Annotated in this window: 20 protein-coding genes; 9 read left to right on the forward strand and 11 right to left on the reverse strand. The window is 61.8% G+C overall.

The window, feature by feature from the left end:
* Positions 1 to 37: 37 nt before the first annotated feature.
* The 4 genes from STE01S_RS11165 to STE01S_RS11180 form a co-directional block, all read right to left on the reverse strand.
* Positions 38 to 958 carry a FecR family protein gene (locus STE01S_RS11165; protein WP_062767680.1) on the reverse strand — a complete coding sequence of 307 codons (921 nt, stop codon included), beginning with the start codon at positions 956 to 958 and terminating at the stop codon, positions 38 to 40.
* On the reverse strand, positions 955 to 1,599 hold the full coding sequence (locus STE01S_RS11170; RefSeq protein ID WP_162928260.1) for an RNA polymerase sigma factor: 645 nt from the start codon (positions 1,597 to 1,599) through the stop codon (positions 955 to 957). Before STE01S_RS11170 ends, STE01S_RS11165 begins: the two co-directional genes overlap by 4 nt.
* A gap of 206 nt (positions 1,600 to 1,805) precedes the next feature.
* A complete protein-coding gene (locus STE01S_RS11175) occupies positions 1,806 to 3,464 on the reverse strand; it encodes a hypothetical protein (protein ID WP_037553316.1) in 1,659 nt (552 codons plus the stop codon).
* 203 nt (positions 3,465 to 3,667) lie between these two features.
* Positions 3,668 to 4,594 (reverse strand): lipid kinase, encoded by a 927-nt coding sequence (locus STE01S_RS11180; RefSeq protein ID WP_062767684.1) that lies wholly within the window; start codon positions 4,592 to 4,594, stop codon positions 3,668 to 3,670.
* Positions 4,595 to 4,963: 369 nt separating this feature from the next.
* Here STE01S_RS11180 and STE01S_RS11185 point away from each other — a divergent pair, with 369 nt between their 5' ends.
* Together STE01S_RS11185 and STE01S_RS11190 are read left to right on the forward strand one after the other, a co-directional pair.
* Positions 4,964 to 5,287, forward strand: coding sequence for a DUF736 domain-containing protein (locus tag STE01S_RS11185; protein ID WP_062767686.1), 324 nt, complete (start codon positions 4,964 to 4,966; stop codon positions 5,285 to 5,287).
* 83 nt (positions 5,288 to 5,370) lie between these two features.
* Entirely contained in the window at positions 5,371 to 6,300 is a 930-nt protein-coding gene (locus tag STE01S_RS11190; RefSeq protein ID WP_062767688.1) for a HEPN domain-containing protein, read from the forward strand.
* Positions 6,301 to 6,306: 6 nt separating this feature from the next.
* Here STE01S_RS11190 and STE01S_RS11195 read toward each other — a convergent pair whose 3' ends face one another.
* Positions 6,307 to 6,537 (reverse strand): EexN family lipoprotein, encoded by a 231-nt coding sequence (locus STE01S_RS11195; RefSeq protein WP_037553321.1) that lies wholly within the window; start codon positions 6,535 to 6,537, stop codon positions 6,307 to 6,309.
* Between the two features lie 209 nt (positions 6,538 to 6,746).
* Between STE01S_RS11195 and STE01S_RS11200 the strand changes: the two genes are divergently transcribed.
* The 4 genes from STE01S_RS11200 to STE01S_RS11215 all read left to right on the forward strand — a co-directional run bounded on the left by STE01S_RS11200 (position 6,747) and on the right by STE01S_RS11215 (position 10,761).
* On the forward strand, positions 6,747 to 7,823 hold the full coding sequence (locus STE01S_RS11200; RefSeq protein WP_062767690.1) for a PIN domain-containing protein: 1,077 nt from the start codon (positions 6,747 to 6,749) through the stop codon (positions 7,821 to 7,823).
* Positions 7,824 to 7,986: 163 nt separating this feature from the next.
* Complete coding sequence (locus STE01S_RS11205; protein ID WP_062767692.1) at positions 7,987 to 9,084, forward strand: MarR family transcriptional regulator; 1,098 nt, start codon at positions 7,987 to 7,989, stop codon at positions 9,082 to 9,084.
* On the forward strand, positions 9,084 to 9,992 hold the full coding sequence (locus tag STE01S_RS11210; RefSeq protein ID WP_062767694.1) for a hypothetical protein: 909 nt from the start codon (positions 9,084 to 9,086) through the stop codon (positions 9,990 to 9,992). The genes STE01S_RS11205 and STE01S_RS11210 overlap by 1 nt, the downstream gene beginning before the upstream one ends.
* Positions 9,946 to 10,761 (forward strand): SDR family NAD(P)-dependent oxidoreductase, encoded by an 816-nt coding sequence (locus STE01S_RS11215; RefSeq protein WP_255265932.1) that lies wholly within the window; start codon positions 9,946 to 9,948, stop codon positions 10,759 to 10,761. Before STE01S_RS11210 ends, STE01S_RS11215 begins: the two co-directional genes overlap by 47 nt.
* Before the next feature lie 10 nt (positions 10,762 to 10,771).
* On the opposite strand, the gene STE01S_RS11220 is transcribed toward STE01S_RS11215, so the two are convergent.
* The 4 genes from STE01S_RS11220 to STE01S_RS11240 form a co-directional block, all read right to left on the reverse strand.
* Entirely contained in the window at positions 10,772 to 13,708 is a 2,937-nt protein-coding gene (locus tag STE01S_RS11220; RefSeq protein ID WP_218016987.1) for a YecA/YgfB family protein, read from the reverse strand.
* The gene (locus STE01S_RS11230) at positions 13,705 to 14,490 is read right to left on the reverse strand and encodes a hypothetical protein (RefSeq protein ID WP_062767702.1); all 786 of its coding nucleotides are present in this window, start codon (positions 14,488 to 14,490) and stop codon (positions 13,705 to 13,707) included. Before STE01S_RS11230 ends, STE01S_RS11220 begins: the two co-directional genes overlap by 4 nt.
* Positions 14,491 to 14,529: 39 nt before the next feature.
* Entirely contained in the window at positions 14,530 to 17,493 is a 2,964-nt protein-coding gene (locus STE01S_RS11235) for a TrlF family AAA-like ATPase (protein ID WP_062767704.1), read from the reverse strand.
* A gap of 512 nt (positions 17,494 to 18,005) precedes the next feature.
* A complete protein-coding gene (locus STE01S_RS11240) occupies positions 18,006 to 18,911 on the reverse strand; it encodes an endonuclease/exonuclease/phosphatase family protein (protein ID WP_120694177.1) in 906 nt (301 codons plus the stop codon).
* Between the two features lie 65 nt (positions 18,912 to 18,976).
* Here STE01S_RS11240 and STE01S_RS11245 point away from each other — a divergent pair, with 65 nt between their 5' ends.
* The gene (locus tag STE01S_RS11245; RefSeq protein WP_255265933.1) at positions 18,977 to 19,327 is read left to right on the forward strand and encodes an HU family DNA-binding protein; all 351 of its coding nucleotides are present in this window, start codon (positions 18,977 to 18,979) and stop codon (positions 19,325 to 19,327) included.
* A 249-nt stretch (positions 19,328 to 19,576) separates the two neighbouring features.
* Here the strand turns inward: STE01S_RS11245 and STE01S_RS11250 are convergent, their stop codons facing one another.
* Complete coding sequence (locus STE01S_RS11250) at positions 19,577 to 20,089, reverse strand: SOS response-associated peptidase family protein (RefSeq protein ID WP_062767706.1); 513 nt, start codon at positions 20,087 to 20,089, stop codon at positions 19,577 to 19,579.
* A 55-nt stretch (positions 20,090 to 20,144) separates the two neighbouring features.
* Here STE01S_RS11250 and STE01S_RS11255 point away from each other — a divergent pair, with 55 nt between their 5' ends.
* Positions 20,145 to 20,762 carry an SOS response-associated peptidase family protein gene (locus STE01S_RS11255; protein WP_062767708.1) on the forward strand — a complete coding sequence of 206 codons (618 nt, stop codon included), beginning with the start codon at positions 20,145 to 20,147 and terminating at the stop codon, positions 20,760 to 20,762.
* On the forward strand, positions 20,759 to 21,196 hold the full coding sequence (locus STE01S_RS11260; RefSeq protein WP_062767710.1) for a DUF1810 domain-containing protein: 438 nt from the start codon (positions 20,759 to 20,761) through the stop codon (positions 21,194 to 21,196). The genes STE01S_RS11255 and STE01S_RS11260 overlap by 4 nt, the downstream gene beginning before the upstream one ends.
* 12 nt (positions 21,197 to 21,208) lie before the next feature.
* On the opposite strand, the gene STE01S_RS11265 is transcribed toward STE01S_RS11260, so the two are convergent.
* On the reverse strand, positions 21,209 to 21,766 hold the full coding sequence (locus tag STE01S_RS11265) for a cytochrome b (RefSeq protein WP_062767712.1): 558 nt from the start codon (positions 21,764 to 21,766) through the stop codon (positions 21,209 to 21,211).
* Positions 21,767 to 21,860: the final 94 nt, after the last annotated feature.

A 21,860-nucleotide genomic window follows, 5' to 3' on the forward strand; every position in this document is an offset into this window, starting at 1 on the left:
GGGGCTCCGAACACCCTATGGGTTTTTCTTGGGTGTCCTACTCGGATTTCGCGCCGAGAATCGGTCCGTTCGCACCGAACTCGACCTTGAGATCGAGCGCGGCGCCGAGCTTCAGCGCAAGTTTCCGGGCATCGGTCATGTCGAAGCGTCCCGTCACCTGCAGCGATGCCAGCGCCGGATCGGCCAAGCTGATCTTGACGCCATTCTCGCGGCCAGCGCGGTCGAGGATCGCGCCAAGCGGGAGATTGTCGGCCCACAGTGATTTGGCCGGGACGTTCGCCTCCTCGCTCTTGATCGTCTGGGGGCCGGTCGACCTGACCTCGGCGCGTTCGCCGGGGCGGAGGCGAAGTGCCTTTCCGCCTTCGAGGCGCCGCACTTCGACCGAGCCTTCGACCAGCGCGATGCGCGGAACATCCGCGCGGAGATCGACCTCGAAGATGGTGCCGAGCGCGCGCGTGACCGAATCTCCGGCCTCGACGAGAAAGGGACGCGACGCGTCGTGTGCGACCTCGAACCTGGCTCGGCCGTCATACAGAATGACGCGGCGTTCGCCGTCCGAGAAGCGCGTCTCGATGCGGGCGCCGTCCATCAGCGTCACGCGCGTCCCGTCGGCGAGCTGGCTCTCGCCTTGCGCCGAATTGGTGGCGATGATCGGCTGATCGCTGTCGCGGCCGACCAGATACCAGGCGAACCCGACCGCGATCACCGCAGCGAGAATTGTGGCAAAAGCCCATCGCCGCCCGCCGGGTTCACGCTCCCGGGCATCGGCCCGAACATCGGCCTCGATCCGGGACGGCGACATCGCCGCAGACCAGTTCCAATTGTCGCGCGCTTCGTCATAGGCCTTGGCGTTGTCCGGCTTGGCCAGCCATTCGTCGAACGCCGCCCGGTGCTGGTCGGCATCGGGGCCCATCATCTTGTCGAGCCAGGCGGTGGCTTCGCTTTCGGCGCGGCTCACTGCTTACCCCGCGCGCGCTTGATGGCGGCAAGGGCTTTGGTCATGTGGCTTTCGACCGTCTTCACGCTGATTCCCTTGATTCGAGCGATCTCGGGATAGCGTAGTCCTTCGAAGCGATGCATCAGGAAAATCTCGCGCGTGAGCGGAGATAGCCTCGAAATGGCTTTTTCTGCCCGGCGAAGGACGTCGCGCGCTTCGAGCGCGGCGTGCGGGTCGCTCGCTCCCTCATGCTCGTCACTGAAACTGTCGTGCTGCGACCGGTGACGGCGCCCGTCGGCGCGACCATATTCGGCGAGGAGCATCCGGGCGCTCTTCACGAGATAGGCTCCGGGGCCTTCGACCAGCGCAGCGAGGCCGCCGCGCGCGCTCGCAAAGCGGCTGAAGACTTCCTGCACAAGGTCGCCGACATCTTGGGTCGGCGCGCGGCTCTTGAAGAAGCGGGTTATTTGGGGGCGGTGTTCGGAGTAGATCGCCTCGATGCGCGCCGATCGGCCGAAGCGCTCCCAATCCTCTGGCGGCAAGGGGTCGCCGCCGGCAATACCCGGTCGCTCGCTGTCCTTGTCCTCGAAGTCCATACCTGCCGCCTTCCCGTTCGGGACGAAGGCGGCAAGCCGGGCGTTGAGAACTTGCTTAGCGAACAAGCGCCGCCGCCTTTAGCCCGAGGGCTTGGACATGCGCAGCGGCCACCCGGCAGGATGGAATAGGAAAACTAAGCTAAGCAGGTTCTCACGCCTGGCACCGTGCGCCTTGCCCGATGCACCTCAAAGCATAGCTTTGCCCCTGTCGCTTGCAAGCCGGCTGTGCGGAGATAGGTCCAGATCGAGTCAAATTCCTGCGGACCGCGAGGCTATTTCGCGCCCTTTAGTTCGTCGTCGAGTGAGCATTCGGTGACCATCCCCGAAAGGTCGGGAAGGGCGGGCAGCCCCGAGGGGCCGGGTCCCGTGTCTGGCTTGAAAGCAGGCATCATGAACGACGGGAAATTGAACTCTGGAGGATTTTCGGCCGCGAGCGTCTTGCCGACCTCGGCGAACGGGTGTTTGAAAAAATGTTGGTTGAGCGCGTCGGCGATACCCTTTTCCTTTCCGGCACGCGCCAACGCAAGAACCGCATCCCCGTCCTTCCAGTCGATCGGCGCCTTGGACCGCTTGGCCTTTTCTTCCTTGAGAAGATAGAGAGCGTCGGCATCGATCGTTCCGCTCGTCCATATCTCGAAGCGATGTTCGGCTTCTCGTAGGGCGGCATGGTTCGCATAGTGCGCACGAAAGATCGGAATCTTTTTGAGCCAGATTTCGACCTCAGCGCGCGACAGTGATCCGCCGGGCTCTTTGCCTTTACATTCGATCGCTGTCACCGCGCTCGACTGCTGGGTGATGGCCTGAACGTCTATGTCCGCGGTCTGGCCGGTCGCAGGATTTCGCGCGGTAACCCCCATATCGATAGAGATAGCGCTTCGCCGGGCGAGGTAGCCGACCACTAACTCGAATAGGATGCCGCGCAGGTTGAGGCTGCGTCCCTCGATGTCGAGCAAATTGTCGAGGAGGTATGTGAGCCGCTCAGGACTGGACGATGCATATTTGGCGGCATTTTTTAGGACTTCGCATAGTGACGCAATCGCCACCCCAACCCGTTTGCCGAACAGATCTTTCGGCGTGGCGAGCATCACGCCCGCGGCATGGCCAGCCTTCATTGCTTCGCCGGTAAATTCTTCCGCGACAATGATCGACAACACCCCGATATTCTTGAGGGTCGCCTTGAGCATCCTCGCCTTGCGGATGAAGAACTGGATTTCGTCGGCGGTAAGCCGCCCCTCAGCGAACACGTCGGCGACAATGAAGCCGGGCTTGCCGCCGGGACCCTGGAGCGGAAGCAGGTAGCTCGGGCCGGCGAAATCGAAGGCGAAGGGGCCGATGGGCTGGAGTTCTTCGTCGCCGCGGATGCGGATCAGATTGTAGCTCGCAAATCCGATCTTCCTCGCCCATTCGCGCATTCCGTCGAGCAGAATCCCCTCTGTGAGGTCGCGGGCCCTTAGTCCGGCAGGCGTGCCGAAAGCCAGCGACGGCGCGAGCTCGAAACATCGGCCGTGGTCGATATTATGTATTTCCTTGATGAACCCTGCGGCGATCAGGCGTTGCGCGACCGTCTCGACCGGCAGCTGTCCGCGCTGCGGGATGACCGTCGCGCCGCTGATCGACGCGAATTGGTCGGCACGGATGAGGCCGCCGCGTGCGATCATGCCATCGACCGATGCAGCGAAGACCGAATTGGTCGCGCGCATGTCGCGAATGAAATTCTGCCAGAAGCGTTCGCTGTTCCGATCCTTGTCGAGATAGAGAAAGGCTTCGCGCTTGGGCAGCATCGGGACTGGAAAGCGGCGTATCGGTTTTGCGACCCGAGCGACGCGCTGGCGCGCTGCCTCTGGGCTCGCTCCGGCAGCGACGAGCGCCTCGACAATCAGCGACGAGCGCGATGGGCCATGCTCTGAAAGATATTGCGCGATGGTGGTCATGGTCGATGTCACACTGCTTAATTTATTAATTTAACTACCCTGTGCCTCCTCGTTTTTCAACCTTCGATATGAACTCAAATTTTTCAAATACTTAACGAGACGATTTTTGGACGTCCGCGCGGCGCGATGTCACAGAGCCATTTCGAACGACTGAAAATCGTCGCCGCACGCTGCAGCCGCAACTGCGCTGGGCCTTCGCTCGGTCAGTGATGGTAGAGCGGGAATTGCCGTGCGGTGGTCGGGCATTCGCACGGGGCGAGCACCGATATCGCTCGAGGCAAGACGCGGAAATGCGCCGGCGTCGCGGTGACGATCTCACCGTCAGTGTTCACCGGCATCGGCCGCCGCGTCTCGATATCGAACTCGACGCATTTGGCGGTGCGCACTTCCTTCCACGCGCCATGTGTGCCAGACCGGAAGGCCCGGAGCATGAGGGCGAGCTTCCAGAGGTTTTTGACCTCGAGACTATAAAGATCGAGCGTGCCGTCATCGATTGCGGCATTTTCCTCGACGACATTACCTCCGCCATAGAGGCGCCCGTTGCCGATCGCGACCTGGTAGGTGCTGACGGTCCTCGACTCGCCCTTCTCCCTGATCCTCGCCCGGAACCTCTGGGCGGCCAGGATGACCCGCAGCGCGGCGACGGCATAGCCGAGGCGGCCGAATCTTTTCTTGATCGCTGGGTCGAGCTTCTGCGCAAGTTCGCTGCTGATCCCGATGCTCGCTACATTGAAGAAGGCATGGCCATTGACCGTGCCGACATCGATCCGTCGGCTGTGACCCTCGACAATGACGTCGGCCGCCGCCGCGAAGTCGAGCGGGATCGACAGGGTGCGCGCCAGGTCATTCGCGGTTCCGGCGGGAATGATTCCCAGCGGCAGGCCGCTCTCGATCACAGCCGGCGCAGCGGATGAGATCGAACCGTCGCCGCCGCACACGACAATGATATCGGCGGTCTGATGCAAGCGTGTCACGTCGCGTGCAATTTCGGGCAAGCTCTCGAACGGCTCGACCGTCACCAGAAGGCCGCCGGCAGCGAGACGCTCGCGAACGGGAACCAGCGCCTGCTCTCCCTGCCGCGCCTTTGCATTGTGCAGCACGAGGGCGCGCGTACCTTTTGGCCACGGCATCGACACGATCCTGTTCAGCAGAGTTACGACCGTCGAGCGCGTGCCTTCAGAAGGACCACGTCCGATAGAGCAGGCCTATATATCGCCGCGACGAGGCCGGGAAGCATCCGTATCGATGCAGCCCCTTTTTCGGCTTCGTCATATCCTTGGCGCGATCGCTCGCCCTTATCGCTCTTCCACTGTCTAAGTTCGATCGGTCCCATCCAAGAGCGCTCCGCCAATCTGGTCGGCGGCGGCGCCCGCGCAAGCGAGGCGTAGCCTCACTCCTCCGCTGCGCTTCGGCCCTTCGGGTGCGCAAGCGCCTCAAGCCGCCGACCCGCCCGGCTGCACGCCCGGGATGGTCCCGGGCAAATCAGCAGGAGTATCGACATGGCGAGCATCGGCATCGTCAGCGGCAGCATCGAGAAGGGCTTTGTGGGCCAGCTCATAACGCTTTCGATCAAGGCACCGATCGAGATACGCCCCAACCGCGGCAAGGCGAGCGATGTGCAGCCCGACTATCGCGTTTGGTCCGATGGCGCCGAGATCGGCGCCGGCTGGGTCCGCGTCGCCGAGCAATCGGGGCGTCCCTATGTGTCGCTGTCGCTCGCGACCCCCGAGTTCGGGCCGCGGCGCATCTACGCCAATCTCGGGCGGGCCGCGGGGCAGGATCGCGACGATGTTTTCGCGATCATCTGGACACCCGCCGATTGAGCGGCGGCCATCTTGCGGCACCCTTGCGCATCGGAACAATCTTCCGGGTGCAAGGGTGCCGCCACCTTGTTAGGGTGACCCCAATGCAGAGCAGCCTCGAACATCTTCCCCCGCACAAGCAACGCGAGATCGAGCGCGTCGTCGAGATCATCTTCGAGGAATTCGAGGATGCGCTGGCGCTCGCGACGCAGGACTGGAAGCGCAAGGGCCGGATTTCCAAGATCATCCTCTACGGCAGCTATGCACGGGGTGGGTGGGTCGACGAGCCGCACACGGCGAAGGGCTATCAGTCGGACTATGACCTGCTGATCATCGTCAACGACAAGCGGCTGACCGATCGGGCGGACTATTGGTCGAAGCTCGACGACCGGCTCATTCGTGAGCTGTCGGTGACCAAGCGGCTCCGCACGCCGGTGAACTTCATCGTTCACAGTCTCGACGAGGTGAATGCCGGACTGACGCAGGGTCGCTATTTCTTCATCGACGTCGCTCGTGACGGGATCGCGCTGTACGAGGCCGACGGGAAGGAGCTCGCAGAACCCAAGCCGATGACGCCGCATGCGGCGCTCGAGATGGCGCGCGAGTATTTTGATGAGTGGTATCCCAGCGGAGCGCAGTTTCTTCATCACTATCGAAGCGCTGTCGCTGAAGGTTGGTTGAACAATGCGGCCTTTCAGCTTCATCAGGCGACGGAACGATATTACCACTGCATCTTATTGGTATGCACTTTCCACACGCCGCACATCCATAATCTTGTTTTCCTGCGCACCCAAGCCGAGCGGATCGATGATCGATTGATCGAGGCATGGCCGCGAGAAGTTAAGGCCGACCGGTCGCGGTTCGAAAAGTTGAAGGAAGCGTACATCAAGGCGCGCTATTCGAAGCATTACGCGATCACCGCCGACGAACTGGAATGGCTCGGCGCGCGGGTTCAGCATCTCGCCGGTATCGTCGAGACTATTTGCCGTGACCGCATCGCTGAGCTTGAGACAACAGCGCGTCAGGCAGGTTGAGACCCGCTACTTTTTCCCGCGGAACCGCTCGAATTTGGCCTTTCCCTCGGCAGTCTCGACCGCGACATTGGCATTGCTGCATTCATCGCCGCGCTTGTCGCCCGCCGTGCAGCTTTGGACGACGTCGCGTGCCTCATCGAGATTGGCCTCGAAATATTGAACGCTGCGTGGCTCCGGCGGAGCACATGCTGTCAGGATCGTCAGGCTGGCGATCGCCAGCATCTTGAAAATGATCATCGTCACCTCCGACGATCAACTCTAGCGTCGGCGACCCGGTCCATGCAGTGGCGATTTGAGATTTAGAACCAAATTGAGGCTAGTTCTCCGTCCATCGGCCTATGTGAGCCAGTTTTGCGCCATTCTTAGCTCTCTCTCAAGCGTCGCATTGGGCGGCGAGGCTCAAGGGAACGATTGAGGAAATCCGTCGCAAAAGCTAGTTTGCAACGATGAGCGAACCACCAGCACCGCGCGGACAGCGCCTCGTCACACCATATGCTTTCATCGATACCGAGGCTTTTCGTGCGGCGGGTCTCGACTGGCAATCGCGAACTTGGTCCAGCCTGATCGATCTAGCGTCGAAGAGCACGCTCGAGCCGATCACGACTTCCATCACCACGCGGGAGGTTGAAGCGAGACTTTCGGAAGCGCTGGCGGAGGCGGAAGCAGCAGCGAAGAAGCACGGCGCGATTTTTGGCCAGCTTGGAGAAAGCGGTCCCTTTGGTGATACCGATCCAGCCGATCGAAAGGCACTGCTTCACGCGCGCTTTCGAGAATTCCTAGCGACAGCAAAATTTACCGAAATCCCCCTTGTTGCCGATCACAAAGCGATTTTTGACGATTATTTTGCTGGTGCTGCGCCCTTTGGGGAGGGCAAAAAAAAGAGCGAGTTTCCGGACGCCTTTGTGCTGTCGAGCCTCCTCGCCTGGATCCGGCCCGGTCGACCCAGAATATATGTGGTTGGCAAGGATCCGGACTTGGTGAAATTCTGCGAGGGACGGGACGATCTGATCCAATTGGACTCCGTTGCCCAGCTTCTCTCGCTGGCTCTGGCGTCAGCCCAGTTGGTGAAGCGTCTTGAAGCGCATGTCCGTGGAGACGCGTCCCTGCTCGAAAGGCTGAGGGCACGCCTTAACTCCTATCGTCCGCGCCGTGTCGATATCGAGGTTGAAGATGTCGAGTTCTTCGATCTTGAGATTTCGAGCGTGTTTCTCGTCGACGAATCCGAGGAGGGACAGGATTTTGTCCTTGAGGTCGAAGTCTTGGCTGAGGTCGAAGCCGACGTTCGTGAGACGGGTCATGAGTATGTCATCTCGCGGCGGGGAGAGCCTGATTTGGATATTCGGACTTACCATGCTCGTCCAACTTCCAGCGCGGCTATTTATGTTGAGGTGCTGGTGTCCGAGGACGATAGTGGCGAAGAGCCAGCCTTGGTGACGACCGATTGGGCTATCACATCGGGCGATATCGAGATCAAATTGCCATCTCAGTTCAGCAGGCGTGAAATCACCCTCGAGGCGCGGTGACGCCAAAATCCTTCGTTGACGCCACCGGAGCGTTGCCAGTTTCGACGCTTTCCAGATTTCAGATGAAATTTTTTCCATTTTTTTAATGCAAATTTTCTGCGCAGCAAATATCAAGGTTTTTCCGAATATTCACTTTTAGGGTGATTTTTGCTGGGCACAAAATATGGCCGAATTTGAAAATTCTCAGCGCGAATTGCTCGATGCGCTTTTGGAGGCGCTTTTGGCGCTGCCGCAGTCGCACGCGCAAATCGAGCGATATGAGGTCGAAATCGGGCCTCGCGGCCGCGCCGACGCCCTGATCGGCGCATATATCGGCCGCCAGCCGCTCTTATTGCTTGTCGAAATCAAGGCGCAGCTTTTTCCGCGCGATGTGCGCGAAGCAATCTGGCAGCTTCGGAATAATCAGGCCCATCTCAGCAATTCCGGTGACGACCGGGAAATCATTCCTTTTTTTGTCGCCCGTGCGATCTCGCCGGGCGCTCGAGAGATTTTTCGGGAAGAGCGCGTCGGATATTACGACCTCGGAGGCTCGCTTTATATTCCGGGGAAAAAGGCATTCATATTTCTCGATAAACCGGCTCCGAAAAAAGGGACGAAGAAATTCGATTCCATTTTTCAGGGGCAAAAGGCGCGCGCACTCCATGAAATTTATGAGAGGCGGCAGGACTGGCTGGGCGTGAAGGATCTCGCCGATGCGAGCGGCGTATCGCCCGCTACGGCTTCCGAGACCCTCACGGAACTCGAACGGCGCGAGTGGGTGGATGTGCAGGGGGCGGGTCCGTCGAAACAGCGTCGATTGCGCGCCGCACGGCCCCTTCTCGAAGCTTGGACCAGCTATGCGAGCGATCAGAAGGCGCCGACAGTGCGGCGTTACTATGTCCCGAAAGGGAGTGACGCACTGGCGCTGGCGCTGCGCCTTGATCGGGCGTGCGACGAGGCGAAAGCCGCCTATGCGGTCACCGGCGAGGTAGCCGCTCAAATCTATGCCCCCTATCTTTCTTCCATCTCGCAGCTCCGTTGCCGGATCGAGCCCGGGCAGAAGCTGATCGAGGCGCTGCTCAATCTCGACGCCCGGCCCGTGGCGGAGGGGTGGAATCTCGGTATCATCGAGGCGAAGAGCCGGCGCGATGTCGCGGTCGGCCAACGGATCGATGGCGTCTGCTATGCGCCGCCGCTGCAGGTCTATCTCGACCTGCTCCAGGCGTCCGGCCGTTCCCGTGAAATGGCGATGCACCTCCGTAGCGAATGTCTGGATAAATAATGCCCAAACCACAGACGATCAGCGGCTATGAGGACATGGTCACCGACGCGTGCGAGCGCGTACTGGTCACGCTCCTGCGCGGGCTTGGACCATGGAAGGATTCGGTCTTTCTCGTCGGCGGACTCGCGCCGCGCTATCTCGTGACCGCCAGGCCACCGAAAGTCCCGAAACATGCGGGCACGGGTGACGTCGATATCGTCGTCGACGTCGGAATCCTCACGACGACCGAAGCCTACAGTACGCTAGAAGAAAATCTAAAGGCGATGAACTTCGAGCGCGCCGAGAATGAAAAGGGTGCGAAGCAATCCTGGCGGTGGCGCGCCGAGATCGAGGACGGCACGACGATGATCCTCGAGTTTCTGGCGGACTCGCCGGAACTTGGAGGCGGCAAGGTCAAGGAACTTCCTTCGGACGGAAATGTCTCGGCGTTGAACATCCCCCACGCTTCCATGGTGTTCGACCATCACGGGACCGTCGAAATCACGGCGGACCTGCTGAACGGTAAGGGCCGTGCCACCGAGGTCGTGCGCTACGCTGACATCGTCACCTTCACCTGTCTCAAGGCCTTTGCTTTCGATCAGAGGTTCGAGCGCAAGGATGCGCACGACCTGATCTACTGCATCGAGAATCTGGAAGGTGGCGTCGGCGCGGCGCAATCCGCATTCGCGGCTGCACTGACCGGTCCGCATGCCGAGTCGATACGCGAGGCTCTTACTCGCTTGGCGGCTCGCTTCCGCGATCCCAATCCCGACGAGAGCTATTTGCGCGACGGGCCCGTCGCCGTGGCAAGTTTCGAAGACGACGAAGCCGATGTCTCGGCCGACCCCGATCTGCTGAACGCCCGGATCTTGCGGCAGCGACATGCCGCGGAAATTATGGCCGACTTTCTCGGAGCATTTGAAATCTGATGACGAAGGCTGTGATCGGAGTCATGTTCCGGCGCATTCCAGGAGCTTGACCGTGAACAGAGCGATCATAGTCGGCGCGAGTTCGGGGATCGGCCGAGAGCTGGCGATGCTGCTCTCGCGTCATGGCTACTCGGTTGGCGTCACCGGTCGGCGCCGCGACCTGCTCGCCGATCTCGCTGGCAATTCTTCCGGTTCGATAATCTGCGAGGCATTCGACGTGGCCGACACGAACGCGATGCAACGCGGGCTCGCCGCTTTGATCGAGCGGCTTGGCGGGCTCGACTTACTGGTGATCAGTGCCGGGGTCGGCCACATAAATGCCCATCTTGGCTGGGAGGCGGAACGCGAGACGATCACGGTGAACGTGGAGGGGTTCGCGGCCGCGGCCAATATCGGCATGCAGCACTTCCTCGCTCAAGGCACGGGGCATCTTGTCGCCATTTCGTCGATCGCGGGATTACGCGGCGGCGGCGATGCGCCCGCCTACAATGCGTCCAAGGCCTTCGTCTCCAACTACATCGAGGGGCTACGCCAGAACATGGCACGTCGGGGCTTGCCGATTGCAACGACCGACGTGCGGCCCGGCTTCGTCGACACCGCGATGGCGAAGGGTGACGGGCTCTTCTGGGTTGCTTCGCCTGAAAAGGTGGCGAAGCAGATCTACAGTGCCATTCGCGCCCGCAAATCTCATGCCTATGTCACCAAACGCTGGAGGCTCGTCGCTGGGCTGATGAAATTTCTGCCGAACGTCATCTACGACCGCCTCTAGCCGCTCGCGATCACCGCCCGTGGCAGATTTTGAATTTCTTGCCAGAACCGCAGGGACATTTTTCGTTGCGGCCGACCTTTTTCCTCGGCTCAACCTCCCTGGGGGCACCGCGACGCTGATCGAACAGCGCCTGCAAAGGGGCAGGAATCACAACCTGTCGCTGCGGGGGACCGCCTTTGCGCCGAACCTCGCGAATGATGGCCTTCTGCTCCTGGAATGCCGCGCGATGGTTCGGATCCATCGCATCCTCGAACGGCAGCAGCCGCTCGACCTCGTTCGCCGCCGCATCATGGTCGCCGCAGTACGCAAGAACCACCGCATATAGAGCGCGAGCTTCGAGAACGGGCCCCGCGAGGCCCGCGCCTTGCAAGATGGGGAAGATGTTCCGTTCGAAGGCCTCGCGGGCGCTTATGAAGTCGTTCACCCAGACCAGTTCTTCGACAAGATCGAGACCAACCCGGACGAATGACTGGTAGGATTGCGACAGTTCGTAGAATTTCATCGCATGGATACGTGCGAGAGTAGATCGCTGGCTCTTCCGGCCCAAGGCCTGCGCGAAAAGATCGTGACTGTCTGCCAGATGTTTCAGCCGATCGGTGAGATCTTCGTCTTTGGGAAGAAGCTCCCGAAGTTCGGGGGCGTTCCGTCCTATCACATCGTCGGGCCTGATCCCGAGCTCCCGATAATATTCGCCGATGAGGGCGAGTGCCTCACTTACCGCTGTATCGTTGTCGCCTAGCTTGAACAGGGCGAGGGCGCGATTGTAACGAAACACGCGCAGATGTTCGGGCTGGTCGGGAAGTCGGTCCGCAACTTGGTCAAGCATGGCCCGGACGCCATCAATGTCGCCAAGCTCGGACAAGAGCAACATCCGCTTCATGCCCCAGGCCATCCACTCCTCGTCGCCAAGCTCGTTCGCCCTCAGCAGCGATTCCATCTCGTCGACGCGCTCCCGGCCGGCCTCATAATCTCCCTCCCGCAGATCGTTGAAGACCAGGCCGTCGAGCGCCCACAGTCTTGTCTCGGCATCTCCGTTCGGATCGGCCGCGATCGTCAGCAGATAGGGTTCGATTTCCGGCCAGACCCCGAGTTCGTGGAACAATTCGTCTGTGGCAAACTGCACCAATATTCTCGCCTGACCGAGAAGCCCGAACAGACGGATGAGCAGTCCTAACTTCGCGAGGCTCCAGTTGGTCCGGATCGAACTTACGATGACCCGCTGCAGCGAGCCCAAGGCTTTCTGCTCGAAGTCCTGACCCTTTGCCGAGACGTCCGCGTTGCCGAGTATCCTCACCGCGTCGTGAATTTTTAAGCCGCTATTCCCGAATAATTCCAGCGCACCCGTTGCGGGAAGCGCGCGCAACCGGGCCGTGGCCGCCTTCGCGTCGATGTCGCACGCGGCTTGAAGCAAGGCACTGGCTTCGTCCCTTGAGAGCGCGACGTCGGCGAGGCTCAGGACCGCAATCGTTTCTCTGTCGGCCGGCGGCAAGCCTTCGAACGCGCGCCTCAGGATAATCTCTTGAGCCGTCTCGACGATATTGGTCTGCTGCTCGATATCCGTACAAAAGGCCCGAATATCGCCGCCATATTCGCGCGCCGCGATCGTCGCCGCGTTGAGCACATAAAATGGCAGGCCTCCGGTAATTCTGGATAGCCGCTCGCAATCGCCGAAATCGGCACGGCAACCAGCATCTCGAACTGCCGCCGCGATAGTGTCTTCGTCCCAGCCGTCCAGAGTCTCGGCTTGAATATCTAGTCCTGCTTCGAGTTCGGCGATGTGCCGACCCGGTTGGCTCAGCAGGACAAATCGGAGATTGGGGCCCCGTGCTACCAGCGCCTCTATATCGGCCGCGGGAATGCGGTGGCTGTTATCGATGACGACAGCCGCGTGAAGGCCGTCTTCGCCGAGCTTGATGCTCAGTGCGCTCACCATGTCCAATCCGCTCGCGCCCGGCAGAAGAATTTCGCCGAGCTTGTCGTTGGAGCGACCGAACATCTTCGCCGCCACTTCGCGTGCTACCGCTGACGCGAGCGCGGGTCCCGGCGTGTCCCCAACGTCGAGATAGGTGACCGGGAGCGCAGCATGGACCGCGGCCTCGGCCATCCAGGCGGTTTTCCCCGAGCCCGAAAGTCCCGCTATGATGCGGACGGGCTGGTCACTTAGCAGGGCGGGTTCGTCGATCTGGGCGCGATACACCGGTGGCGGCGCCGGAAGCTGCTGCATCTGGACCACGAGCTGCTCGAACAGGTCCGGCAATTCCTCGCGGGAAAAACTGTGATCCTCGCGCGGAGGCGTGCCAGCGGATGCGAGCATGACCATGGCGGCCAACTTCCAGGTCAGCGTCTCCGGCCTGAGCAACCCGAATGGCAGCTGCGCCGCGAGATCCGAGCAATATGCAGCCATACCGGCAACATTGTCGGCAGGTCGAGGCAGGCAATTGTCGGAGGGCTCAGGACCGCCTGGCCAATGCAGCTCGACATCGTCTGGCCAGTCATCCGCGGCAATCTTCTTGAGCAGGGCTGGCGACGGAGGCGCATTCGTCGCGATCACGAATCTCGCGTCGCCAGCTCGCAGGCCGTTCTGATGCTCCGCACGTATGTCCTCGAAACGCTCTAGTGCTCCTGAAATATCACTGGGATTGAGGACGACCTGCCGCGTTTTGACCTGCGCATAGATACGGGCGTCCGGAAGCTGGACTTCGATGTCCTCGTCCCGCTCGACGATGATATGTTCGGCTCCCGCCTTTCCCGCGAGGAGAAGGCACGCTGCCGCGTAAAGATGCTGGTAGAGGAAACCCCTGTGTACGGCCTCGATCCGGATGAGTTGGCGCTCGTCGAGAACGAGGAGTTCGTCGACCGGCGGCTGTGGGCGTTCTGCCTCATCCTCCGCGCGGTGATCGGCCGCATTATGACCGGAATTGTCTCCGGGATCTTCTGACGCGGTCATCGTGTCGTGAAGGCTGCGACGACCTTGTTCGTCCCGTCCATGAGCAGGCCGCACTGAATGTCGGCGACCAGGACCGTCGAATTCACCGTGATATCGGTCGGATTGCTGATCGTCGTCTTGCCATAGGGGTAGGTGGCGCGAACGACATTCGGGAGCTTCGGCACGACAACAAAGGCAATCTTGGCTTGGGGTTTGAAGGCTTGCGCTTCGGCGACGCTCATGGGGACGGTCCCGATGACGCCACCCTTGTTGGCGATGAAAAGCTCTTCGCCATAGCGCGCCGGTTCACCCTCGAAGATCGCCTTCTCGGTCCGGGTAATCTTGCTGATGGTGGCCTTCGCCCCGAAGCCATTCTGCGCGGAATAGGTGCCGGTCGTGACCTCGCTGCTCGAAATCGTCACGTCGAGGTTGCTGAGGGTGCTGGCCTTCGGACTTTCGACTTTTGCATAATAGAAGGTGTCCCAAGCGCTGAAGTTCGTATTGTCAAACAGGTAGGACTTCACCTCGAAGGCTCCGAGATCGGCATTATAGGCCAGATATTCCGCGCCTTCGATCTTCTTCGAGATGATGAGGGGGCCGGAGCCGCCCGCTGCTGCGAGCCGGGCGCGGTATGCATCGCTGGTCTCGAATTCGTCCTTCGGCGCGACGGGCTTGATGGACGCTATAGCCTGGTCGAAGGTCTGCGGTTGCACCGTGGTGCCTGTATAGGCTGTGCAGCCCGATTGCGCCTGCGCCAGTCCCGGCGCGCAGATCAGCGCCGCAGCCAGAATGATTTTCCTCATTGGTTTTGCTCCCCCTTGAGCCCGTGCAAAATATTGAGACTAACGCTCCAGGCGAACGCGCAGGCGCCGTGCGCGCTCGCGAAACGCATGTTCCCCGCCCTCGAGAATGTCGCAGACCATCTTGCGGATCGGTGCATCTTCGAGGCCGCCGCTCGCATAGGCGATCTCGGGCAAGCCATCCCCCGGATGCGGGCCGGCTGATGCAACGATGACCTGATCGGCGTCGGTGTTGATCACCAGATTGGCGTTATGCGTGACGATGATGACCTGGCGTTTCGCCTTGGCCTTGAGGAACAGGCCGACGAGTTCATCATAGATCGACTTGGGATCGAGATTTTCCTCGGGCTGATCGATGATCAGCGGCCGCTCATCTGCGTTGTCGAGCGCGAGGTATAGTAGCAGGAGTACGATGCCGCGCGTGCCCGGCGAAAGTTTGCGGATGTCGACCCCATCATAATCGACGCTGTATCGGACTTCGATATGATCGGTGCCATAGAGCCAGCGCGCGAACAGCTTGAGCCAGCCGCGGAATGCGGCGGCATCGCTGCGCTGTGCGAGAGCATGTTCGAAGAAGCTCTTCTGATATTTTTGGCGAAACTCCTTCAGCGCCTCGGTCACTTCTTCGGCGGTTCCGCTCTCCCAAACGCCGCGAAGCTCGTCATTCGCAGCCTCGAGCAATTTGCCCTCGCCGCGGAACGGGCCCTGTCGGCGAAGGTCCAGCAGATCCTCGCCGCGCTTTGCCCACTCCGCCATGTCTGCTCGGCGGGTGACAGTGAACGCAAGCTTCCCGAGCGTCCCGCCCGTCTCGTCCATTCGCGCCCGGATGGGTGCGTAAAGGTCGTTGAGGACCTGCTGTTCCGAAAACACCGCTTCGAAGATCCGCCGGTAGCTTGACTGCCTTTCCGTAGGCAGGCCCTTGGCGCGCTCCTCTGCGCCCTCATAGTCCTTCAGCTTGTCCTGCAGGACCGAGAGCAATTCGGTCTCGGTCGTGATTTTCGTCGACAGGGAATTGAACCGTTCGCGTGTTTCCTTGTCGACGTTTATGATATCGCCGAGCCGCCGGATTTCCGCATCAAGCCGGCCAAGGGGAAGTTTCGTCAGATCGGCATCGTCGGCGATGAGCGGGGTCGCTGGATCGGTGATTGCGATATCGATCCCGCGCCACCCGTCACGGTTCTTCCGGGTGGAGGACAGGTTGTCGTTGATGATGCCGTCCACATTGCCGCTGTACTGCGTCAGAAACGGGTCCCACGCCTCTCCGGCTATGCCGGCATCCTTGTGGCGCTCTTGCGCATCGCGCAGATTTTCGGGCGCCTGATGGGTCCGGAAGTCCGAAACCTCGTCCTGGACGAGTAGCAACTTCTGCTCGCGATTGGTCAGGCGCCTAACCCGTGCGCGCACCTCGTTTGCTGCCTCGGTCAGGGCCTCGAGGCGCTTGATCCGGTCCTCGCTGCCTTTGCGGACAAGCTTGCCGCGGTCATCGGTGAGCTGGATAATCTTGAGCTTCTTCTCGTCGACCTGCTTCCGAATGGCCACGATCTGAGATTGCTTCTCGAGCTCGATGTTGATCCGGTCGGACAATTCCTCGAGCTTCTGTTCTTCGCGGCGTCGCGCCTCGCGGAACCGGGCTGCCTTGAGGTCGCGAAGGTCCGCAAAATCGACGGCGCCCTCTCGCTCGGTCGGGCTGTGCGCGTCGAACACCACGCGCTCGACTTCCGACAGCAGGCCATCGGTCATTCCCTCCGGTGAGCAGAGCGATTCCACGAACTGCTGTGTCAGGTATCGAGCGCGGGCGTAGCCGTCCCATGCCGCCGCGGCATTATCGAGGCCGCGTTCGGTGACAACGCCATTGCCCCAATCGAGCTTCACCGTCGCATCGTCGAGATATTCGCTCGCCCGAACCAGGAACGACTGCATAGGGAGCTGGTCGGCATGGGCATCGCAGCCCGCTGCGATCATGTCGGCCAGCGCGGTCTTGCCGGACCCGCGCGCACCAATGATCGCGACGAGGCCCGGGTTGAGATCGATCACCGAATTGGGGGCCCACGGCGCATTCGTCAGGGTCACACGGCGGATCGTCTCGGACGGCGCAGCTGCGGGCGGCGCCTCGGTCCCGACGTAAGCGCGGCTCTCGGGATCGATGCAGGCCTGCTTCAGTCCGTCGAATGTCGCCGCACCTTTAATCCAGGTATAGCGGTCGCCATCGGGCGCGCCCGTTCGTTCCACAGAATGCCCATCGCTGCCGTGCATGCAGGGCTTGAGCCCGCCGTAGGTCTCGCAGATATGCTCGCGACTGGTTTTTCGGCCGAGCCAAAATTCACGTTGCGCCGGGCTCGACGCGAACATGATGTGAGCAAAATGTTCAATCTGCTGGCGCAAAGCCTGGTCTGCGCCATCTTGAAGTCCCGATGTCCCATCGCCCTTCGCGCCGGCGACCGCGATCAGGATATTCTCCTGCGCCCAGCTCATCCCCTTATATTCTTCACGGAGCTGATCGAAGCTTACCTTGAATTGTTCGGAGCCGTGGCGAAGCGCTGAACGATCATCGGTCAGCTCGGAATTGAGCGACCGTCCCAAGCGGATCAGCTCCGAAGGATTGCAGGCGAAGGTGTCGGTCGTGGTCTTGAAGGTCAGGCGCTGAAGGAAGCGCGTGAGCTGCTCGATATGATCGGGATCGTCGGGGCAGACGAGCAGATGGGCGTTGATCCACGACCGCGCGGTTCCCACGCTGAACCGAAGCTCAATATTCGGAAAGATCAGGTCGCAGTCCTTGAGGCGACCTTGCTCCTTGCGCGCGCGAACATCCTTGTAGAGTTCAAGCCCGTAATAGTCGGTAATACCGAGCGCACGGATCGCCGGCGTCGCACCCTCGATCGCGGCAAGATAGGCTTCCCAATCGCCCTTGAACTGGTCGTTGAAGATCGTGCCCGGGGCGTGGACGTGCGGATCCCATCGCAGCCACAACGATCCCGGTCCGATCGATTCCTCTTCCCCCACGGTCATGGCGCGGCACGCTATCGTCAACAGGGGGGAAACGGAAGTGCCGCCGCCAGATCAAACCATTTTGGATCTATTTTGTGCCGGGGCCTGCGGCCTGATCGCAGGGCGGCTCGGGCTCGCCGGAACCGCAGGACTTGCCGGCCGTTTCCCAGTGGCAACGTCCATAGGAGCTGTCATGGCAAGCGCACCGCCCGACCCGCATCCCGATTCTCCCCCGACCGGCCCCGAGCAAGTTCCGGAGCAGGTTCCCCTTCCTGATGACGACGGTCGGGAAAGTGTCGAGGACGTGCCTGACGCAGAATGATCGTCGGGCCGCTGGCTTCTCGCCTGCGCCATGGCGCCCGCATATCTGCGGAGCGGAAATGGTAAGCCCCGCTACATCTCTGCAGCGGGGCTTCCCTAGATTGCATCCGAAGATGCGATCAAATTCTGCCATTTTTTCGTCTGGACAGGTAAGTGAAACGTGCCGGGCGCGCGATGGTTCCGTGGGCTACTTCGAGGCCCGGAATTTTTTTCTATCGCCGCAGCGTGACCGCGATCGGGCAATGGTCCGAATAATGCTTCTCGCCGGGCGCATAGAGCGTCTCGCTGAACCCCGTCCGGTCAGCGGCGGCGCGCCGGTCGAGCACGATATGATCGATGAAACTGTCATAGCGCGGGTCGCAGGCCGGCGGCTGGCCCGCGTCGGCGAGCATCAGATCGGCGTTGGCCGGATCGCCATCGTCGATTTCCGTCCAGATCGCGTCGCCGGGAAGCGCGAGCCGGCGGTTCCAGTCGCCCAGCACCGCGAAGCGCTCGGGCCCGGCGGCGGCCGCGTCGATCCAGGCTTCGAGCGCCGGAATCTGGTCCTGGAATATGGGGCAGGCCTTCGCCTCGCTCCCGGAGAAGCAGCCCGACTTGAGGTGGATGCCGAGAAGGCGGATCGGTGTGCGGCCCTCGGGGCGGAGCGTGATGTCGACGCCCGAGCGAAGCTGCTCGTTGCCGCGCATCAGCGACGTCACATCGGCATGGCGATCGAAGGCCATGTCCTTGCGGATCGCAAAACCGACGGCTTGGCGGATTACCGTCTGCGACGGGAACCTGCCGCCGCAGGTGCCGCCCGGCGCGCCCTTCCGCGCTTCCATGATCACGACATATTTGGCGGGGTCGAAGACCCGCGCGGCGGCGGTCTCATTCTCGGCCTCCTGAAAGGCGATCACATCGGCGTCGAGGTCGTCGACGATGCGGCGCATCGCGGCATAATCGTTGTCATCCCTGGGGTTGCAGCCTTCGCCGTTCCTCGCGGCGAGAAATTCCAGATTCCAGCTCGCAAGCTTGAGCGGTTTCGATGGAACAGGCGGGTTTGCGGGTGCGGAGGTCGCGGGCGAGCAGGCAGCAGCCAGCAGGAGCAGGGCGGATGCGATGAGGCGGTGGGGAAGCATCCGCCGCTACTGCCGCACGCCGCCGCCGAGTGCAACTCGGCGTGCCGCGCCTTGGCGCGGCGCAGATGGCGCCGATCCCTCCGCGGCGCTATAGCGCCCGCCCGGCCGGGATCCTTCCGGCCGTTCAAGGAGATGATTTTATGAACCACGCCGAACTGTCGGACAGCGTCGCAACCGCACTTGGTCTGAGCAAGGCCGATGCGAAGAAGGCTGTCGATGCCGTTTTCGCCGCGATCACCGACGCCGCCGCCAAGGGCGACGAAGTCTCGGTGAACGGCTTCGGCAAGTTCAAGGTCAAGGAATCGGCCGCGCGTGAAGGCCGCAATCCCTCGACCGGCGAAACCATCCAGATTGCGGCTTCGAAGAAGCTGACCTTTGGCGCCGCGAAGGCCGTCAAGGATCGTCTGAACGGCTGAGCCGGTACGTCCCGCCGGCGTGCCCGGCGGGACGGCCGCGCGGCGGCATGTCGGGCGCGGCATCTGATGAGCGCGCTCTCGCCTCGCAGGCTCGGCCAGGGGTCGCACTTTTGTTTTGGCCGCGCGGCACGCTCGGCTCGCTATCCTTGCGGGGCGGCGGCTAGGCACGGGCGCGCATCGCACGCCGCCCCGCTGCGGGCTCGCCAAGAGTGCGGTTGTTCGGGCCCTGCGGGCCGGCGACATCATGATCTAGAGCGGAAGTTCCGCCTGTTTGCGCAAAGGCTCAACGAACAGCGTGTGACGCGGGGGTTCCTCGAACAGCACCTCGTTCGGCACGCTGCCGTCGAGCCAATGGTTCGCGTCGCGCCGCTGGATGATCACGCCGTGGCGCGACTGATAAGGGATGACATCGGCGCCCGCCGGGATGGTGAGGATGCGGTAGGACAGCGGCCAGTCGGCAAGTGGCGGGTCCCAGACTGCGGCGAGATAGAAGAAATTGCCGCTGTCGAGCGTCACCCGGTAGCGGTGATCGCCGGTTCCCATGCGGAACTCGGACGCCGGGATCAGGCAGCGGCGCGCCGGGAAGGCGCGGCCCTCGGCGCGCACGAAACGATAATTGATCCCGTCGTTGAACCGCGGGTCGGAACCCCAAACCGCTTTGACCATTTCGATCTCGGTCATATTGTCGGGATTGCGCCGGACGAGCGCTTGCACGCCTCCGCTCGGGGCGTCGGGATCGAAAGGGGTTGGCGCGATACCCATATGTGGAACATAATGGGAACGATGTTGAGTCGCAAGGGCGAGGGGACCGACGCGCATGTGCAATGATTATCGGCTCGAGGTAGACATCGCGTCGATCGCCGAGGACTTCGACAACCTCCAGATCAAGATCGATATGCCCGAGGGCGCACCGAACGTGCCGGCGCGCGAGGATGTCCGCATCACCGATACCGCGCCGATCGTGAGGAGCAGCGACGGCGCCGCCGCCGGATCGCTCGTCAACCGGCGCTGGAGCTGGCCCGGACAGGGCGGCAAACCGGTCTATAATGTGCGCTCGGAGCGCCGCGATCTCGGCATGCAGCGATGCCTCGTCCTCTGCAACGGTTTCTATGAGTTCACCGATCCCACCGACCCCGCGCAGAAGCGGCTCGACAAGTGGCTGTTCACGCTGAAGGACCATCGCTGGTTCTGCATGGCCGGTGTGTGGCGCGACAGCCATGTCGGCGAAGCCTTCAGCCTCCTGACCATGGACGCCGGTCCCGACATCGCACCCTATCACCATCGCCAGATCATTCCGCTCGCGCGCGATCAATGGGCCGCCTGGCTCGATCCGCGCGTTCCGGCCGAGGACATATTGAAATGGCTTCCCGAAGGCAGCCTCGAGGTGACGCAGGTATATGGCAAGCCCCCCGCGCAAGGCGCTCTTGCCTTATGACGAACGAAGAGGGGCTCGACCTGTTCGTGACGGCGCAGGAGCAAATCTATGCGCGCGCGCTCGGCGAGATTCGCCGCGGCAAGAAGTGCTCGCACTGGATGTGGTTCATATTCCCGCAGCTGGCAGGCCTTGGCCGAAGCGCGACGTCGAAGCTCTACGGTCTCGCGGGAGCCGATGAGGCGCGGGCCTATCTGGCCCATCCGCTTCTCGGCGCGCGCTATGCCGAATGCGTCGAGGCGATCCAGGACCTGCCCGCAAGCGACCCGGTGGCGGTCTTCGGCGAGGTCGACGCCGTCAAGCTGCGTTCATCGCTGACATTGTTCGAGGCCGTGAGCCGGCGGCCGCTCTTCTCCGCCGCGCTCATCCGCTGGTTCGGCGGCGAGCGCGATGAGCGCACCCTCGGCCTGCTCAGCCGCGACGACAGCATGCCGTGACGCCGACGCGTGTCAGCCGCGCGGATTGCGAAACAGCGGCAGCATCCGGTGGAGCACTTCGTCCTTGTCGAAAAAATGATGCTTGAGCGCGCCGAGAACATGCAGCGCGAGCACGACGTAAACGGCCTTCACCATCAGCTTGTGTATGTCGCCGAGCGCTTCGGCGAGATCCTCGTTCAGCGGTAGCGGAAGATTGGGCGCGGGCACGGCGCCGTAAAGCGGCACTTCGGGCGCGCCGCCCGCCGACGCTGCGGCCCAGCCGAGAAGCGGGGCGCCGATCATCAGCACATAGAAGAGGATATGGGTCGTGCGCGCGAGCAGCCGTTCCCATGACGGCATGCCGCCGGGGAAGGCCGGCCAGGGATGGCCGAAGCGCCAGCCGAGCCGGATAAGGCTGAGCGCGAGGATCGTGATCCCGACCGATTTGTGCAGCTGATAATAGCCAAGTTTTTCGCTGTCCGAGGCGTCCTCCATCCAGCCGCCAAAGGTGGCATTGGCGATGATCAGGATGGCGATCGTCCAGTGCAGGACGATCGAGACGGTGGAATAGCGGCTGTGATTCTCACGCATGATTCGCCTCGCAATAGGTCCGTCACCGGTCTTCCAATGCTTTGGCGGCTATCCTCGTTCCGTCAGCAGGACGCAGCCGTCACGATCATGAGCC

Source organism: Sphingopyxis terrae subsp. terrae NBRC 15098, from assembly GCF_001598815.1.
In the GTDB taxonomy this organism is placed as follows: domain Bacteria; phylum Pseudomonadota; class Alphaproteobacteria; order Sphingomonadales; family Sphingomonadaceae; genus Sphingopyxis; species Sphingopyxis terrae.

Coding starts and splice junctions, on each gene's coding strand:
- STE01S_RS11245 (WP_255265933.1), top strand. CDS start 18,977: ATGGCGCCGATCCCTCCGCGGCGCTATAGCGCCCGCCCGGCCGGGATC.
- STE01S_RS11250 (WP_062767706.1), bottom strand. CDS start 20,089: ATGGGTATCGCGCCAACCCCTTTCGATCCCGACGCCCCGAGCGGAGGC.
- STE01S_RS11190 (WP_062767688.1), top strand. CDS start 5,371: ATGCAGAGCAGCCTCGAACATCTTCCCCCGCACAAGCAACGCGAGATC.
- STE01S_RS11265 (WP_062767712.1), bottom strand. CDS start 21,766: ATGCGTGAGAATCACAGCCGCTATTCCACCGTCTCGATCGTCCTGCAC.
- STE01S_RS11240 (WP_120694177.1), bottom strand. CDS start 18,911: ATGCTTCCCCACCGCCTCATCGCATCCGCCCTGCTCCTGCTGGCTGCT.
- STE01S_RS11200 (WP_062767690.1), top strand. CDS start 6,747: ATGAGCGAACCACCAGCACCGCGCGGACAGCGCCTCGTCACACCATAT.
- STE01S_RS11260 (WP_062767710.1), top strand. CDS start 20,759: ATGACGAACGAAGAGGGGCTCGACCTGTTCGTGACGGCGCAGGAGCAA.
- STE01S_RS11215 (WP_255265932.1), top strand. CDS start 9,946: ATGCCGCGGAAATTATGGCCGACTTTCTCGGAGCATTTGAAATCTGAT.
- STE01S_RS11180 (WP_062767684.1), bottom strand. CDS start 4,594: ATGCCGTGGCCAAAAGGTACGCGCGCCCTCGTGCTGCACAATGCAAAG.
- STE01S_RS11205 (WP_062767692.1), top strand. CDS start 7,987: ATGGCCGAATTTGAAAATTCTCAGCGCGAATTGCTCGATGCGCTTTTG.
- STE01S_RS11230 (WP_062767702.1), bottom strand. CDS start 14,490: ATGAGGAAAATCATTCTGGCTGCGGCGCTGATCTGCGCGCCGGGACTG.
- STE01S_RS11210 (WP_062767694.1), top strand. CDS start 9,084: ATGCCCAAACCACAGACGATCAGCGGCTATGAGGACATGGTCACCGAC.
- STE01S_RS11185 (WP_062767686.1), top strand. CDS start 4,964: ATGGCGAGCATCGGCATCGTCAGCGGCAGCATCGAGAAGGGCTTTGTG.
- STE01S_RS11195 (WP_037553321.1), bottom strand. CDS start 6,537: ATGATCATTTTCAAGATGCTGGCGATCGCCAGCCTGACGATCCTGACA.
- STE01S_RS11175 (WP_037553316.1), bottom strand. CDS start 3,464: ATGACCACCATCGCGCAATATCTTTCAGAGCATGGCCCATCGCGCTCG.
- STE01S_RS11255 (WP_062767708.1), top strand. CDS start 20,145: ATGTGCAATGATTATCGGCTCGAGGTAGACATCGCGTCGATCGCCGAG.
- STE01S_RS11220 (WP_218016987.1), bottom strand. CDS start 13,708: ATGACCGCGTCAGAAGATCCCGGAGACAATTCCGGTCATAATGCGGCC.
- STE01S_RS11235 (WP_062767704.1), bottom strand. CDS start 17,493: ATGACCGTGGGGGAAGAGGAATCGATCGGACCGGGATCGTTGTGGCTG.